12 protein-coding genes are annotated in these 13,913 nt (G+C 53.3%); 10 read left to right on the top strand and 2 right to left on the bottom strand.

The window, feature by feature from the left end; all coding sequences use genetic code 11:
* Positions 1-61 precede the first annotated feature (61 nt).
* The 5 genes from L362_RS15155 (at position 62) to L362_RS23760 (ending at position 7,019) form a co-directional block, all read left to right on the top strand.
* Positions 62-1,432, top strand: coding sequence for a sucrose-specific PTS transporter subunit IIBC (locus tag L362_RS15155; RefSeq protein WP_023344188.1), 1,371 nt, complete (start codon positions 62-64; stop codon positions 1,430-1,432).
* Positions 1,432-2,838, top strand: coding sequence for a sucrose-6-phosphate hydrolase (locus tag L362_RS15160; RefSeq protein WP_023344187.1), 1,407 nt, complete (start codon positions 1,432-1,434; stop codon positions 2,836-2,838). The genes L362_RS15155 and L362_RS15160 overlap by 1 nt, the downstream gene beginning before the upstream one ends.
* 28 nt (positions 2,839-2,866) lie before the next feature.
* Positions 2,867-3,883 (top strand): LacI family DNA-binding transcriptional regulator, encoded by a 1,017-nt coding sequence (locus tag L362_RS15165; RefSeq protein ID WP_023344186.1) that lies wholly within the window; start codon positions 2,867-2,869, stop codon positions 3,881-3,883.
* Positions 3,884-3,972: 89 nt separating this feature from the next.
* Positions 3,973-5,523 (top strand): methyl-accepting chemotaxis protein, encoded by a 1,551-nt coding sequence (locus tag L362_RS15170; RefSeq protein WP_023344185.1) that lies wholly within the window; start codon positions 3,973-3,975, stop codon positions 5,521-5,523.
* Between the two features lie 584 nt (positions 5,524-6,107).
* On the top strand, positions 6,108-7,019 hold the full coding sequence (locus tag L362_RS23760; RefSeq protein WP_023344184.1) for a TIR domain-containing protein: 912 nt from the start codon (positions 6,108-6,110) through the stop codon (positions 7,017-7,019).
* A gap of 208 nt (positions 7,020-7,227) precedes the next feature.
* Here the strand turns inward: L362_RS23760 and tnpA are convergent, their stop codons facing one another.
* The gene (gene tnpA / locus L362_RS15175) at positions 7,228-7,662 is read right to left on the bottom strand and encodes an IS200/IS605 family transposase (protein ID WP_023344183.1); all 435 of its coding nucleotides are present in this window, start codon (positions 7,660-7,662) and stop codon (positions 7,228-7,230) included.
* A gap of 484 nt (positions 7,663-8,146) precedes the next feature.
* Here tnpA and L362_RS15180 point away from each other — a divergent pair, with 484 nt between their 5' ends.
* Positions 8,147-8,866 (top strand): hypothetical protein, encoded by a 720-nt coding sequence (locus tag L362_RS15180; RefSeq protein ID WP_023344182.1) that lies wholly within the window; start codon positions 8,147-8,149, stop codon positions 8,864-8,866.
* A 350-nt stretch (positions 8,867-9,216) separates the two neighbouring features.
* Here L362_RS15180 and L362_RS15185 read toward each other — a convergent pair whose 3' ends face one another.
* Complete coding sequence (locus L362_RS15185) at positions 9,217-9,927, bottom strand: hypothetical protein (RefSeq protein WP_023344181.1); 711 nt, start codon at positions 9,925-9,927, stop codon at positions 9,217-9,219.
* Positions 9,928-10,394: 467 nt separating this feature from the next.
* On the opposite strand from L362_RS15185, the gene L362_RS15195 reads away from it, so the two are divergent.
* The 4 genes from L362_RS15195 to L362_RS15210 all read left to right on the top strand — a co-directional run bounded on the left by L362_RS15195 (position 10,395) and on the right by L362_RS15210 (position 13,909).
* Positions 10,395-10,814 carry a hypothetical protein gene (locus L362_RS15195; RefSeq protein WP_023344179.1) on the top strand — a complete coding sequence of 140 codons (420 nt, stop codon included), beginning with the start codon at positions 10,395-10,397 and terminating at the stop codon, positions 10,812-10,814.
* 5 nt (positions 10,815-10,819) lie between these two features.
* Positions 10,820-11,380 carry an RNA polymerase sigma factor gene (locus tag L362_RS15200; RefSeq protein ID WP_084832135.1) on the top strand — a complete coding sequence of 187 codons (561 nt, stop codon included), beginning with the start codon at positions 10,820-10,822 and terminating at the stop codon, positions 11,378-11,380.
* 87 nt (positions 11,381-11,467) lie between these two features.
* Entirely contained in the window at positions 11,468-11,836 is a 369-nt protein-coding gene (locus L362_RS15205) for a hypothetical protein (RefSeq protein WP_023344177.1), read from the top strand.
* Positions 11,837-11,884: 48 nt separating this feature from the next.
* On the top strand, positions 11,885-13,909 hold the full coding sequence (locus tag L362_RS15210; RefSeq protein ID WP_023344176.1) for a protein-disulfide reductase DsbD family protein: 2,025 nt from the start codon (positions 11,885-11,887) through the stop codon (positions 13,907-13,909).
* Positions 13,910-13,913 lie beyond the last annotated feature (4 nt).

Here is a 13,913-nt window from a genome sequence, read left to right as displayed (position 1 = left end):
CACGCTCCCGCCTGGCGGGAGCGTTTCGCACATCATAAAAAGAAGTCAGGCAGAGGTATCTATGGATTTTAATCAAATCGCCCGCGAGCTTATTCCGCTGCTCGGCGGCAAGGAAAACATCGCCAGCGCGGCGCACTGCGCAACGCGTCTTCGTCTGGTGCTGGTTGATGACGCGCTGGCGGATCAGCAGGCCATCGGCAAGGTTGACGGCGTGAAAGGCTGCTTCCGTAACGCCGGGCAGATGCAGGTGATTTTTGGCACGGGCGTGGTCAACAAGGTGTACGCCGCATTTATTCAGGCGGCCGGGATTAGCGAATCCAGCAAATCGGAAGCCGCGGATCTGGCGGCGCGCAAGCTGAACCCGTTCCAGCGCATTGCCCGCTTACTCTCCAACATCTTTGTGCCGATCATTCCCGCGATTGTGGCGTCCGGTCTGCTGATGGGCCTGCTCGGCATGGTGAAAACCTACGGCTGGGTCAATGCGGATAACGCCCTCTACATCATGCTGGACATGTGCAGCTCGGCGGCGTTTATCATTCTGCCTATTCTGATTGGCTTTACCGCCGCGCGCGAATTTGGCGGTAACCCGTACCTCGGCGCGACGCTGGGCGGCATTCTGACCCACCCGGCGCTGACCAACGCCTGGGGCGTGGCGTCGGGCTTCCACACCATGAACTTCTTCGGCCTTGAGATCGCGATGATTGGCTATCAGGGCACGGTATTCCCGGTATTGCTGGCCGTCTGGTTCATGAGCATCGTCGAGAAAAACCTGCGTCGCGCGATCCCGGATGCGTTAGACCTGATCCTGACGCCGTTCCTCACCGTGGTTATCTCCGGCTTTATCGCCTTGCTGATTATCGGCCCGGCGGGGCGCGCTCTGGGGGACGGTATCTCCTTTATTCTGAGCACGCTGATCGCCCACGCGGGCTGGCTCGCCGGGCTGCTGTTCGGGGGACTTTATTCGGTGATTGTGATCACCGGTATTCACCACAGCTTCCACGCGATTGAAGCCGGGCTGCTGGGGAATCCGTCGATTGGCGTTAACTTCCTGCTGCCGATCTGGGCCATGGCGAACGTGGCGCAGGGTGGCGCCTGTCTGGCGGTGTGGTTCAAAACCAAAGATGCCAAAATCAAAGCCATTACCTTACCGTCGGCGTTCTCTGCAATGCTGGGCATCACCGAAGCGGCCATTTTTGGTATCAACCTGCGCTTCGTTAAGCCGTTTATCGGCGCGCTGATTGGCGGTGCGGTGGGCGGGGCCTGGGTGGTCTCCGTGCACGTGTACATGACCGCCGTCGGGCTGACCGCCATTCCGGGTATGGCCATCGTGCAGGCCAGCTCGCTGCTGAACTATATTATCGGCATGGTGATTGCCTTCGGCGTGGCGTTTACCGTCTCACTGCTGCTGAAATATAAAACGGACTCTGAATAATGACGTTACCTTCCCGCTGGCCTGCGATCCTGCAGGCCGTTATGAAAGGTCAGCCGCGGGCGCTGGCGGACAGCCATTATCCGCAATGGCACGCCGCGCCGGTGACGGGGCTGATGAACGACCCGAACGGGTTTATCTGGTTTGCTGGCCGCTATCACCTGTTCTATCAGTGGAACCCGCTGGACTGCGAGCACCGCTTTAAGTGCTGGGGGCACTGGAGTTCTGCGGACCTGGTGCACTGGCAGCATGAGCCGCTGGCGCTGACGCCCGACGAAGCGTATGACCGCAACGGCTGCTACTCCGGTAGCGCCGTCGATAACCAGGGCGTACTGACCCTGTGCTACACCGGCAACGTCAAGTTCGATGACGGCAGCCGCACCGCCTGGCAGTGCCTGGCCGTGGAGCAGCCGGACGGGACCTTTACGAAGCTGGGGCCGGTGCTGGCGCTGCCGGAAGGCTACACCGGCCACGTGCGCGACCCGAAGGTGTGGCGGCACGACGGGGACTGGTACATGGTGCTCGGCGCGCAGGATGTGCAGAAGCGCGGCAAGGTGCTGCTCTTTAAATCAGCCGATTTGCACGCCTGGACATCCTGCGGGGAGATCGCCGGTCACGGGGTTAACGGCCTGACGGACGCGGGCTATATGTGGGAGTGTCCGGACCTGTTTGATCTCGACGGGACGCACGTCCTGATCTGCTGCCCGCAGGGGCTGGCGCGCGAGCCGCATCGCTACCTCAATACCTATCCGGCTACCTGGATGAGCGGGGCGTTTGACTATGCCCGCGCGACGTTCGATCACGGCGAGCTGCACGAGCTGGACGCGGGCTTTGAATTCTACGCCCCGCAAACCACGCTGGCGGAAGATGGACGCCGCATCCTGATTGGCTGGATGGGCGTACCGGACGGGGAAGAGATGCTTCAGCCCACGCGGGCGCACGGCTGGATGCACCAGATGACCTGCCCGCGAGAATTGCGCTTCCGCGACGGCAGGCTCTGGCAGACCCCGGCGCGCGAGCAGGCGGCGCTGCGTGAAGATGAGCAGCACTGGCAGGGGCGCGCCAGCGACGCGCCCGAACTGGACGCGACGCGCCTGGAGTTTGAGCTGAGCGCATCGCAGGTGAATGTCGATTTTGGCGGCGCGCTGCGTCTCATGGTCGATGAGCAGGGTATACGTCTTGAACGCGCGAGCCTGAAAACCGGTGAAACGCTGACCCGCTACTGGCAGGGCGACGTCCGTCATTTGCGCGTCCTGTGCGACCGCTCCAGCGTCGAAATCTTCATTAACCACGGCGAAGGGGTGATGAGCAGCCGCTATTTTCCTGACCATCCGGCCCGGGTGCGATTCGAAGGTGCGTCCGATATCACATTACGCTACTGGTCGCTGCGCGCCTGCATGATAGAATGAGGGTTTTGGCAGCCGGATCTAAGTCGTTGTGAGAAAAACAAAACGCGTCACCATTAAAGACATCGCGGAGCTGGCGGGTGTGTCAAAAGCCACCGCCAGCCTGGTCCTGAACGGTCGCAGCAAAGAGCTTCGCGTGGCGGAAGAGACGCGCGAGCGCGTGCTGGCAATTGCAAAAGAGCACCACTATCAGCCCAGCATTCACGCCCGGTCACTGCGCGATAACCGCAGCCACACCATTGGTCTGGTGGTCCCGGAGATCACCAACTACGGTTTTGCCGTCTTTTCTCACGAGCTGGAAACGCTGTGTCGCGAGGCGGGCGTTCAGCTGCTGATCTCCTGCAGCGATGAAAACCCGGGGCAGGAGACGGTGGTGGTGAACAACATGGTGGCGCGCCAGGTGGACGGGCTGATTGTGGCCTCCAGCATGCTCAACGACGCGGACTACCATAAACTGAGCGAGCAGCTGCCGGTGGTTCTGTTTGACCGCCATATCAACGACAGCGCGCTGCCGCTGGTGATCACCGATTCCATTACCCCGACGACCGAACTGGTGGCCGACATTGCGCGCCAGCATCCTGATGAGTTCTACTTTCTCGGCGGCCAGCCCCGGCTGTCGCCCACGCGCGACCGCCTGGAAGGCTTTAAGCAAGGGCTGCGTGAGGCCGGCGTGGCGCTGCGGCCCGAGTGGATCATTCACGGCAACTATCATCCGAGCTCCGGATACGAGATGTTTGCTGAACTCTGTGCCCGCCTGGGGCGTCCGCCGAAAGCGCTCTTCGCCGCCGCCTGCGGGCTGCTGGAAGGGGTGCTACGCTATATGGGCCAGCATAACCTGCTGCAAAGCGATATCAGGTTAGCCAGTTTTGACGATCACTATCTCTACGATTCGCTGACGATCCCGGTGGATACCATTCGTCAGGATAACCGCCAGCTGGCGTGGCACTGCTTTGATTTGATTAGCAAATTAATCGAGGGGGAGACGCCGCAGCCGTTGCAGCGCAAGCTTAATGCCACCCTGCAGCGACGCTATAAGTCAGCGAAATAGCCCGGTTCGATACTTCAATAACTTTAATTAATTTAAGTTTTGGAATGGCCGATAACCATAAGGAATAATTCTCCTTGAGGTATTGGTTTATGTCGTTGAAAAAGTCGTCCCTGATTGTCCTGTTCTCGCTGCTTTTCTTCTTTGTTGTCAGCACCGTCACCAGCGTTGGCCTCATCATTAAAAGTAATAATTCGCTGGATAACGTCAACAAAGAGATCCAGGTTGTGCTGTCCATTATTGACCCCATCAACCACAGCCGTACGCTGCGCGTGCGGGTGATGGAGTATGTGAAGATGGTGGAAGCGGGCAACGCGGCGGACGGCGCTGCAAAGCTTACCGCCGTGAAAGAGGCGCTGACCAAAGCGGACCACGCCTTTGCGGCCTTTATGGCGTCGCCGCGTCTGAGCGATGAAGCGCCGCTGGTGACGGCCTATCAGGAAGCCTGGCAAAACTACCGCAACCAGGGGCTGGCGCCGCTGATCGATGCCGCCGAGGCGCACGATGTCGCCAGATTTAACGCGCTCATCCCGGAAGTCTCCCGCCTCGACCGCCAGTACGAGATCGTTCTCGACCAGGTCCTTTCCGTCCACCAGAAATACGCCAAAAGCCTGAACGAAGATGCGAGCAGTAGCTTCGTCTCCGGCCTGGCGATCGTTGCTGCTATCGCCAGCCTGTTTGTGGTGGTGATTATCGCCGTTAGCCTGCTGATGAAGCGCTTTGTCTTTGCGCCGATCAACCTGGCGCGCGAGCACTGCAGCCAGATTGCGGCTGGCAAGCTGGACATTCCGGTGCCGGTGAAGGGGAGTACAGGCAACGAAATTGACCATCTGATGGGCTCGATGGAGCAGATGCGTCAGGCGCTGCTGGCGACCATCGCCCAGGTGCGTGATGCGAGCCATACCGTGACGCACGCCGCCCAGGAGATTGCCTCCGGGAATATCGACCTGGCGTCTCGCACCGAGCAGCAGGCTTCCGCGTTGACCCAGACGGCAGCGAGCATGGAAGAGCTGAGCGCGACGGTGGCGAACAATACCGACAATGTGTATCAGGCCGGAAAACTGGTGCAGGACGCGGTGAAAAATGCCCACACCGGTGAAGCGGTAACCCGTGAAGTCATCGACACGATGAATACCATCGCGGCGAACTCGAAGCGCATTGAAGACATCACCAGCGTGATTAACAGCATCGCCTTCCAGACCAACATCCTGGCGCTGAACGCGGCGGTTGAAGCGGCGCGCGCCGGTACCCAGGGACGCGGCTTTGCGGTGGTAGCCAGCGAAGTGCGCACTCTGGCGCAGAAAAGCGCGGTGGCGGCGAAAGACATCGAAAGCCTGATCGCGCAGTCGGTCTCCAGCGTGAAAAACGGTGCGGAGCTGGTCAGCCGCTCGGGCGAGGTGATTGACGCGATCATTTCGTCGGTGAATAAAGTGAATACGCTGATGGAGCAGATCTCCGTCGCCTCTGAAGAGCAGAGCCGCGGGATCGGCCAGGTCGGGCAGGCGGTGACCGAGATGGATGGCGTGACGCAGCAGAACGCCGCACTGGTGCAGCAGTCCGCCGCGGCAGCGGCCTCGCTGGAAGAGCAGGCGCAGCAGCTTTCACGGAGTATTTCGAGTTTTAGGTTGCCGGTGCAGGCTTGATATAATAAAAGAGGCTCCTTAGGGGGCTTTTTTGTAGCGGGTGTAACTGGAAAGACGCACCAGCAAAGGTTTTACGTTTGATTAATAGTTGTTAGAAGCTATAAAAAACGGTTGTAGTTGCACTTTTGTCACGACCGAAGCCCTTTCGTGTTTTATCGTTTCACCGGGTTGAGGTCGTGCCACTGCCACCACATCCTTCGCCGTCAAGCCTGCAATAAATACATTGGATATAATTTTTATGTTGGAAGCGGCATGTAAGTATTAAATATGGGAGTTAATCGGTTTAAATTCCATTGTTAACTTTTTTGTTAAAAATTTAGGTCTTTTTTTGCTCTTATAACAAATAGCACTTGGGGCAAAAGGAGAGCTTTTGACAGTCGAATTACGGTGTCTGGTGATGGATAATCCTGTTTTACAAGGTAATAATGATCATTGTCATTTTATCTGGAAAAAATTGAATTGATATATTGAAATTATGCAATAAAAACATTAAGTTATGTGATGTAATGGTTTTTCAATTAAATTGAGTCGGGGTTCGAGCAAACCTCTAAAATTTCGTTTGTACTAATCGTGGGGGGTATAATATGGAGTTATTTATAAGCTGGTCTGGTGAAAGAAGTCGGGCAATTGCAGAGGCTATAAGAGAATGGATACCATGCGTAATTCAAGCGGTAAAACCTTATTTTTCTCCTGAGGATATAAATAAAGGTCAACGATGGAGTACGGAAATTTCAAATAAATTGGAATCTTCTAAGTTAGGGATTATTGTATTGACTCCAACAAATTTAGATGCTCCATGGCTAATGTTCGAAGCTGGTGCATTATCTAAAAGTCTAGAAACCTCTCGAGTTTGTCCTTTGTTATTCGGAGTTACACCAGCAGAAGTAATCGGTCCTTTAGTTCAATTCCAGTGCTCTGTTTTTAATCAATCCGAGGCACTTAAACTCCTCCGTTCTATAAATAATATGCTAGGAGATGATAAACTTGAGGAGAAGACATTACATTCGACTTTTGAGGTTTTCTGGCCTCGACTAACATCGAAAATTGAAGCTATTACTAATGCTCCAGAGATATCCAGGAATCAAGTTAATACTCGGAATGATAGAGATATTTTGGAAGAAATCCTGAGGCTTAGCAGAAAAAATGCTTATTCTCATGCGAGAACAAAATCCCCAGACAACTTTTTTGAAAAATTCCAACAAAAAAAGCCTGTGACGTTTGATCCTGAAAGTGGTGTTGTTTCGTTCTGGAGTGCCGGAACGGAAGTATATGACTTTAATGTTAATAGATTATCATCAGGCTCTGAAGTTTTAGATTGGTTCTTCCAAGTTTCTAACAAAGGATGGTGTACTGGGGAACATCTGAAAGCATTTCTAGATTGTCTTGAGCAAGTAACCGATTTGTACTTCGGAACAAATGCGCAGGGTGTATTTTGTCCTGGTGGTGTAAATAAGGTTATAGACTGGGGAAATATTTTACCTAACGAAGAAATTTGATAGCGCACATGCGCAAAACTCACGCGCTTTCAATGGTATGTTATTTGCCGGTAAATTTATAAAACAAGCCGAATTGTGTGGCTCTTTGCTGAATATTTCGATATTGAAGCAGGTTACTCAATATTCTATCAAAGTAAAAGACCATCTTCTTAGAAGGTGGCTTTCCAGAATGCCCCCTGTAAGGGGGGCTATTGTTTCATTCCTGTTTCTATTCTAGAAATTCCATCTGCTGTTCGTGCGTTTGTTCCGTTTTCTCCTGATGCCGCACATGTCGTCTGATGATCTCTTCGTTTACCCCTACCGTATCGACAAAGTAGCCGCGTGACCAAAAATGGTTTCCCCATAACTTCTTCCTTATATGTGGAAAACGATTGTAGAGTCTGATGGCACTGCGACCTTTAAGATGCCCCATCAACGTCGATATGGAAATTTTAGGCGGCACGATAACCACAAGATGTACATGATCTGGTTGAACATTTAACTTCAGAACTTCACAACCTTTTATTCCGCAGAGGATGTAGATTGTCCTGTAAAGTTCCTTACCCAGCTTATCTTTGAGGATCCTGAATCGATATTTTGGCGTCCAGACTATGTGGTATTTGCAACGCCAATATACATGTGATGAACTCCTGTAAAGCCCCATGTCAGTCTGTCTCCTTTTACTTGTGGTGAGTAAGAAGAGATATTCCGACATGGGTATTCTGCAGGCTATAGCCTTACAGGATCAATCACCACCTCCCCAGGAGGTGATTTAGGGATGACAACAAAACCTCACATTTGTGGGGCTTTTTGTTGCTGGTGTAAATGGACAGTCGGCAGATAAGGCTTCACGGTTTACTAAGAGCAGTTATAGGCCATAAAAATCGACTGTCACGGTGCACATGTATCACCTGTAGCGCAACGCTTGTGACCAATGAGAGGGGCGAGCGTTATATCGAATCGCCAGTGAAAGTAGCGTCAACTACACCGCCTCCGGGCAGCAAAAATATCGTAGATGTGATCATTATCAAAGCCCTGAAACTTCGAGTTTTAACATTTTGTGCAACACGAATGAAAATATTTGATCTTGGGTTCTGGTTCGCTAAACTACCATCATAAAAATGACTGGTTATTATTAAGGAATATTAATGTCAGAGTTGATATGCACGTGGACACCAAAATTAATTGTCGAGCTTGTAAAAAATATGGCATGGCCAATTGTCGTTCTTCTAATTGGAATAGGATTCCACAATAAAATATCAGGAGCAATTCGTTTCTTTTTTACAAAAAACACAGTCTCGGAACTTTCAGCTTCTACTACTGGATTATCTGCAAAATTCGTGGCTGCTCAACAATCCCTAGATCCTATTTCATCGGTTAGTACTCATGCAACTGACTTACCTGATGAAATGAGTGTAGAGGCTATAAGGACTAGACATCTCCTGTATAAAACGGAGTTTAGTGAGGAAATATATCAAAGAGTCATGAAGCATTTGCTTGCATTAAATATTGATGATAAGGAAAAAGTCGAGTTGCTTGCTCGAGATATATCAATAATACAAAGTGGTGTGAGGTATAACGAGATAAATAAACTCCTCTTTCGTTCACAGTATAATATGTTTTGTAATATGGCAAATAATGCAGGATTTATCCGTAAAGAAGAAGCAATCCGAGAGTTCGAATCGACAAAAGCAATTTACAAAGATGCGTTTTCTGAATGGGATTGGATAAAATACATCGCATATCCAGTTAGTAATGGGCTTATGGTCGAAGAACATAATGGTTACAAATTAACTGCGATAGGTCGTTCATATTTGTCATTTATGTCAAAAAATCCGCAGATGATAGATGATCTTGCAAAAATTTAAATTAATCGATATGAGATGCATCACAATGTGGTGAGTCTCATATCGATTTGTTCAATGTATAGAGGTGCTTTTAAAAACTTCTGTGAAGGCCTTTTATATTGCGGGGACATAAAATTTCCAGATTTATTCCTACCTTGCACAAGTTCAAGGTAAGAGGTTTTTTGAATTAAGTTTATATTAATACCATTTGTTGTATCTAATATATATAACAGAAATGGTAATCACCCAAGCGACGCTAAGTAAAGCGGCATAATCCGGTACAAACCGTACGAATAAATATATCCCAATAACAATAAGCAACGCAGGAACCAAGTAAAAGAACGACTTCAAAAGCCATAACATCGCTTGCTTCATTTTCGCAGTATCTCGTACAAGGCGTCGCCTATCACTTGCTCGTTATTATCCCCAGAGTTTACCTGATAAATGATTTCAGACATTTGTGGTTCGATTAAGAAGTATAACATCTCGATATTTTCTTTATAAAGTGCCTGGTAGTACTGCGGATCCTGAAATTTGAGTCGATTAGCCGCAGATGCTGCTACCTGAGCCTTTGAGTAAAGCGTTGCACCATTAACGAACCAAGTCGAGAATGAGTTCACAAGCCTGATATGATTTTGCTTAAAATCTTTGCTGTTTATGATCAGGTTCGCAAGAGTAAAGGAGAGGGCTAGCTTGCTGGCTTTAGCCGATGCATGGTCAGCAGCTTTACCCAACAAGTTATGGATATTAGTAATCAGGTCTTTGCTCTTTTGTTCGCCAAGCCTAATGAGAGTTTTCCTAAAATAGATCTCAACCATGTCTAAAGTGACATCTTTTCGGTTGTAAATTTCACCTAAGGCAAGGACTAAGCGTTTGTCTTCACGCCAGGTATCACGGCATGCGTTACGATAATACTCGTCTGGCATCAAACATGCCCCGTAGCTAACCAGGCGCTGCGTTCCCTGTTTCACCTTTTCCAGAGTTGCCATATGATCTTCATGCATGTCTCTAAGCGAGTTTGTTAGTGCAATAGCTAACTGTTTATTCGACTGCATTTTCAGTTGCAAATAGTTTTGTGCCATTTTATATAACCTTGCAGTATCATTACCTTATTATCATTGATCATGTTTGATAGAGGGGCAACATCGAAAATGGGAAAGCGCAAGAGTGCTCTGATTTATGTCCTGACCGTCATTATTTTTTTGCTTATTATACCTGAGATCATTCTGCGTGTATGCACGTCCGAGCAACTTGGCCGTCTCAGCGACTTCACCAGTTTAGGTGGCTTGTTAAATCCACTATTATCCTTGCTCATCTTCCTGGCACTGTTGTCAATCATACTGGCCGTCATTGCTATTGCATTGGTTAAGCGAATTCTTCGTACGAGATGATTTGCTTTCGAGCGACTCATAGCACCCGCCAGCCGTTACCGCTATGAGTCCAAATCCGACAGCACAAAAAAATTATATTCACCCCAGCAATATTTCCCTCCCTCATCCGTCTACCTCATCACACGCCATAATCAGTTACTGCAAACGAGGTAAACACCATGAGAGATTTTGAAATGCACGGCAGAGGTCACGGGCGCGGATTCGGTCGCCACCGCATGGGCAAAGGTTTAATCATCGGTGCGGTGATTTTCATCGTGCTCGGCCTGCTGGTGATGTCCCTGTGGAACGCCTTGCTCCCGGCGATCCTGGGCGTGAAGGCCATCGGATTCTGGCAGGCGCTGGGCATTCTGGTGCTGAGCCGCATTCTGTTTGGCGGGCTGGGTTTCCGCCCCGGAATGTTTGGCGCGCACCGCCGGATGCACGAGCGCTGGATGAACATGACGCCCGAACAGCGTGAGGCGTTTATTCAGCAGCGCCGTGAAGGATTCGGTCGCCACGGACGCGGCCACTGCGGCTGGCACGGTCATCGTGACGATAAGCGCGATGAAGCCACGCCAAAAGCGCCGGAAGCAGAGTGAGCGAGATGAAAGCCGGGGAGGCAGGCGGATCCATGCTGATGTCGGCGCTCAACGCCTGTCGCGCCCGGCTGAAAGCCTTCATTCGCGGACGGACGTCCGTTCGCGATGATGCCGACGACATTTTGCAGGAAGTGACGTATCAGCTGATGAAAGTGGAGCAGCCGGTCGAAAACGTCGCCGCCTGGCTGTTCCGCGCGGCGCGTAACGAGATGACCGACCGGGCGCGCAAAAAGCGTGAGGTGTCGCTCTCCGGCTATTTTACGGGCGATGACGACGACGGTTATCCGGAAGACGAGCTGGCCGAAACCCTGTTCGGCGTACCGCACACGCCGGAGGAGGAGTACCTCAAGACGCTGCTGTGGGAAGAGCTGGGCCAGGCGCTGTCTGAACTTCCTCCGCCGCAGCGGGAGGCGTTTGAAAAGACCGAGCTCCACGGCTACAGCATTAAAATGCTGGCAGAGGAGACCGGCGCCAGCGAACAGGCGCTGTTATCCCGCAAGCACAAGGCGGTGCTGTTTCTGCGCACGCGGCTGCGGGACGTCTATGACGCGCTGACGGGCGAATAGCGGCGACAGACAAAACCTTACACTTCCGGCACTTGTAGATTCATCACTATCGTTTATGATCGGGGCGTCTTGTCACTCTGGAATGTTATGCGCAACCGTCAGCTCCTCGGAAAATGGCTTTTGATTATCACCTGTCTCGCGATGGCGCTTTGCCTCGTGCAGCGTGCGGTGATGCTCAACCATTTTTTACAGGGACTGGATCCGCAGATTTCTCTGAGTGCTGATGCCCCAACGCAAACCAGCACCGAGCAGTCCGGGCCATCGCCCTGTCAGCTGGGCGCACACTCGCTTCTCTGCGCCCAGCCGCTGTTCTTCGACGGTGCGTTACCGGCCATTATTATCTTCTTCGCGCTGCTGCAGCTGTTGACGCAAGGGCGGGCACTGGTTCCCGTGGAACAGCCCGTTCAGGCGCCGCCTCCCCGAATACACCTGAAAAACTGCGTTTTCCGTGAATGAAAAACATCGTCCTCACACGATAATTTTTCACTGTTCACGGAGTACAACATGGTTAACCTCTTCAGGGGATTCGTCTTCCTGTGGCTGTCCTGCATCGGCATTGTCCATGCGGCGGACACCGGCTGGCTGGTCTCCCCACAAAACGATCACGCCCGCATCCGCTTTCAGGCGGAGAGGGAGCAAACGCACATTAAGGGTCTGCTCACCGTTGAGCTAAAGCCCGGCTGGAAAACCTACTGGCGATCGCCGGGCGAGGGCGGCGTGGCCCCGAAAATCAGCTGGCCGGAAGGCGTAACGGACAGCTGGTCCTGGCCGGTACCGTCGCGTTTCGATATCTCCGGCATGACGACGCAGGGCTATCACGATAAGGTCACTATCCCGATCGTTCTCGACGGGGTGAAGGGCGACACGCTCGATGGGACGCTCACGCTCTCCACGTGCAGCAACGTGTGTCTGCTGACGGACTACCCTCTGCACCTCGATTTTACCCAGCCGGTGGATGAGGGCTTCCGCAGCGCCTTCGAGCAAGCGATGCGCGCCGTGCCCGGCACGTCGGGCGTGTCTTCCAATCTGTCCGCCTGGCTTTCCGACGGCAATCTGGTGATTACCGGCACCACGGACGGGAAATGGGACAATCCGGGGATCTACTTTGACCCGCTGGAGGGCGATATTCTGCCCGGCGAGCCGGTCATTAAACACGACGGCACTGCGCTTCGGGTGACGGTGCCCGTGACCGACGAATGGGGAGACAAACCCGCCTCGCTGGCAGGCAAGAGGCTGTCGTTTGTGCTGACCAACGGCGATCGGGCGCAGCAAACCACCATGCGCGTTGGGACAACGCCCGAAGAGACCTCCGTGCCGGACGGGACGGGAAAAATGGTGCTCTTTGCGCTATTAGGCGGGCTGATCCTCAACCTGATGCCCTGCGTGCTGCCGGTAATGGGCATGAAGCTTAACATCATCCTGCAGGCGGGATCGGACAGGCGTGCCATCCGGCTGCGCTTTCTGGCCACCAGCGCCGGGATCCTCACCTCCTTCATGCTGCTGGCCGGGATGGTCACCGCGCTGAAGCTGGCCGGAGCGTCGCTGGGGTGGGGCATTCAGTTCCAGAACCCGTGGTTTATCGGCCTGATGGTTGCCGTGACCTTCCTGTTTGCGCTGAACCTGTTTGGGGCGTTTGAAATGCTGCTGCCTTCTGCCGCCGCAGGACGGCTGGCGACGGCAGGGGGATCGGGGATTGGCGGCAGCTTCTGCGAAGGGATGTTCGCCACGCTGCTGGCAACGCCGTGCTCCGCGCCGTTCCTCGGTACCGCGGTCGCCTTTGCCCTTGGCGCGCCGCTGCACGCCCTGTGGCTGATCTTCCTGATGCTCGGCGTGGGCATGAGCCTGCCGTGGCTGTTTGTCGCCATGGTGCCGAAAGCGGCCATGCTGCTGCCGAAACCCGGCCGCTGGATGAACACGCTCAGGGTCATCCTCGGCATGATGATGCTGGCCTCCAGCCTCTGGCTGGCGACGCTGTTGAGCGTGCATCTGGGCGAGGCGGTCAGCCAGATCGTGATTCTGGGGCTGACTGCCGTCGCGCTGGTGCTGTTTGCGCTAAAGGGGCAAAAATCTTCGCCGCTTTTCTGGGTGGTGGTCATCGCGCTGTCGGCGTTTGGCGGGTATCAGGCGCGCGGTCTGCTTAACGCGCCGCCTGACGCTCCGGCACAAAACGTTGCGCAGACTATCCCGTGGCAGCCGCTCAGCGAAGAGGCTATCGAGAACGCGCTGGCGCAGGGGAAACGGGTGTTTGTGGATATCTCCGCGGACTGGTGCGTGACGTGCAAAGTTAACGAGCACCGCGTACTGAGTCAGCCGGACGTGATTGCCGCGCTGCGCCAGCCGGACGTGGTGGCCCTGCGCGGGGACTGGAGCCAGCCGTCCGCGTTTATCGCGGATTTTCTGGCGAAGCGAAACCGCTACGCCATTCCGTTTAACGCGGTGTATGGCCCCGGCCTGCCTGATGGCGAGATCCTCTCGCCGCTGCTGGACAAGCGCACCCTGGTCACCACCCTGAACAACGCAAAAGGCTAACTGT

This window comes from Enterobacter sp. MGH 16, assembly GCF_000493175.1.
In the GTDB taxonomy this organism is placed as follows: domain Bacteria; phylum Pseudomonadota; class Gammaproteobacteria; order Enterobacterales; family Enterobacteriaceae; genus Enterobacter; species Enterobacter roggenkampii.
Note: the sequence above shows the minus strand (reverse complement) of the source record. Positions and strands in the feature narration are given on the sequence as shown.

What these genes read in the sequence shown, in the direction of transcription:
- L362_RS15205 (WP_023344177.1), top strand. Translation starts at nt 11,468, where the DNA reads ATGCGCAACCGTCAGCTCCTCGGAAAATGGCTTTTGATTATCACCTGT.
- L362_RS15210 (WP_023344176.1), top strand. Translation starts at nt 11,885, where the DNA reads ATGGTTAACCTCTTCAGGGGATTCGTCTTCCTGTGGCTGTCCTGCATC.
- L362_RS15155 (WP_023344188.1), top strand. Translation starts at nt 62, where the DNA reads ATGGATTTTAATCAAATCGCCCGCGAGCTTATTCCGCTGCTCGGCGGC.
- L362_RS15195 (WP_023344179.1), top strand. Translation starts at nt 10,395, where the DNA reads ATGAGAGATTTTGAAATGCACGGCAGAGGTCACGGGCGCGGATTCGGT.
- L362_RS15160 (WP_023344187.1), top strand. Translation starts at nt 1,432, where the DNA reads ATGACGTTACCTTCCCGCTGGCCTGCGATCCTGCAGGCCGTTATGAAA.
- L362_RS15170 (WP_023344185.1), top strand. Translation starts at nt 3,973, where the DNA reads ATGTCGTTGAAAAAGTCGTCCCTGATTGTCCTGTTCTCGCTGCTTTTC.
- L362_RS23760 (WP_023344184.1), top strand. Translation starts at nt 6,108, where the DNA reads ATGGAGTTATTTATAAGCTGGTCTGGTGAAAGAAGTCGGGCAATTGCA.
- L362_RS15200 (WP_084832135.1), top strand. Translation starts at nt 10,820, where the DNA reads ATGAAAGCCGGGGAGGCAGGCGGATCCATGCTGATGTCGGCGCTCAAC.
- L362_RS15185 (WP_023344181.1), bottom strand. Translation starts at nt 9,927, where the DNA reads ATGGCACAAAACTATTTGCAACTGAAAATGCAGTCGAATAAACAGTTA.
- L362_RS15180 (WP_023344182.1), top strand. Translation starts at nt 8,147, where the DNA reads ATGTCAGAGTTGATATGCACGTGGACACCAAAATTAATTGTCGAGCTT.
- tnpA (WP_023344183.1), bottom strand. Translation starts at nt 7,662, where the DNA reads ATGGGGCTTTACAGGAGTTCATCACATGTATATTGGCGTTGCAAATAC.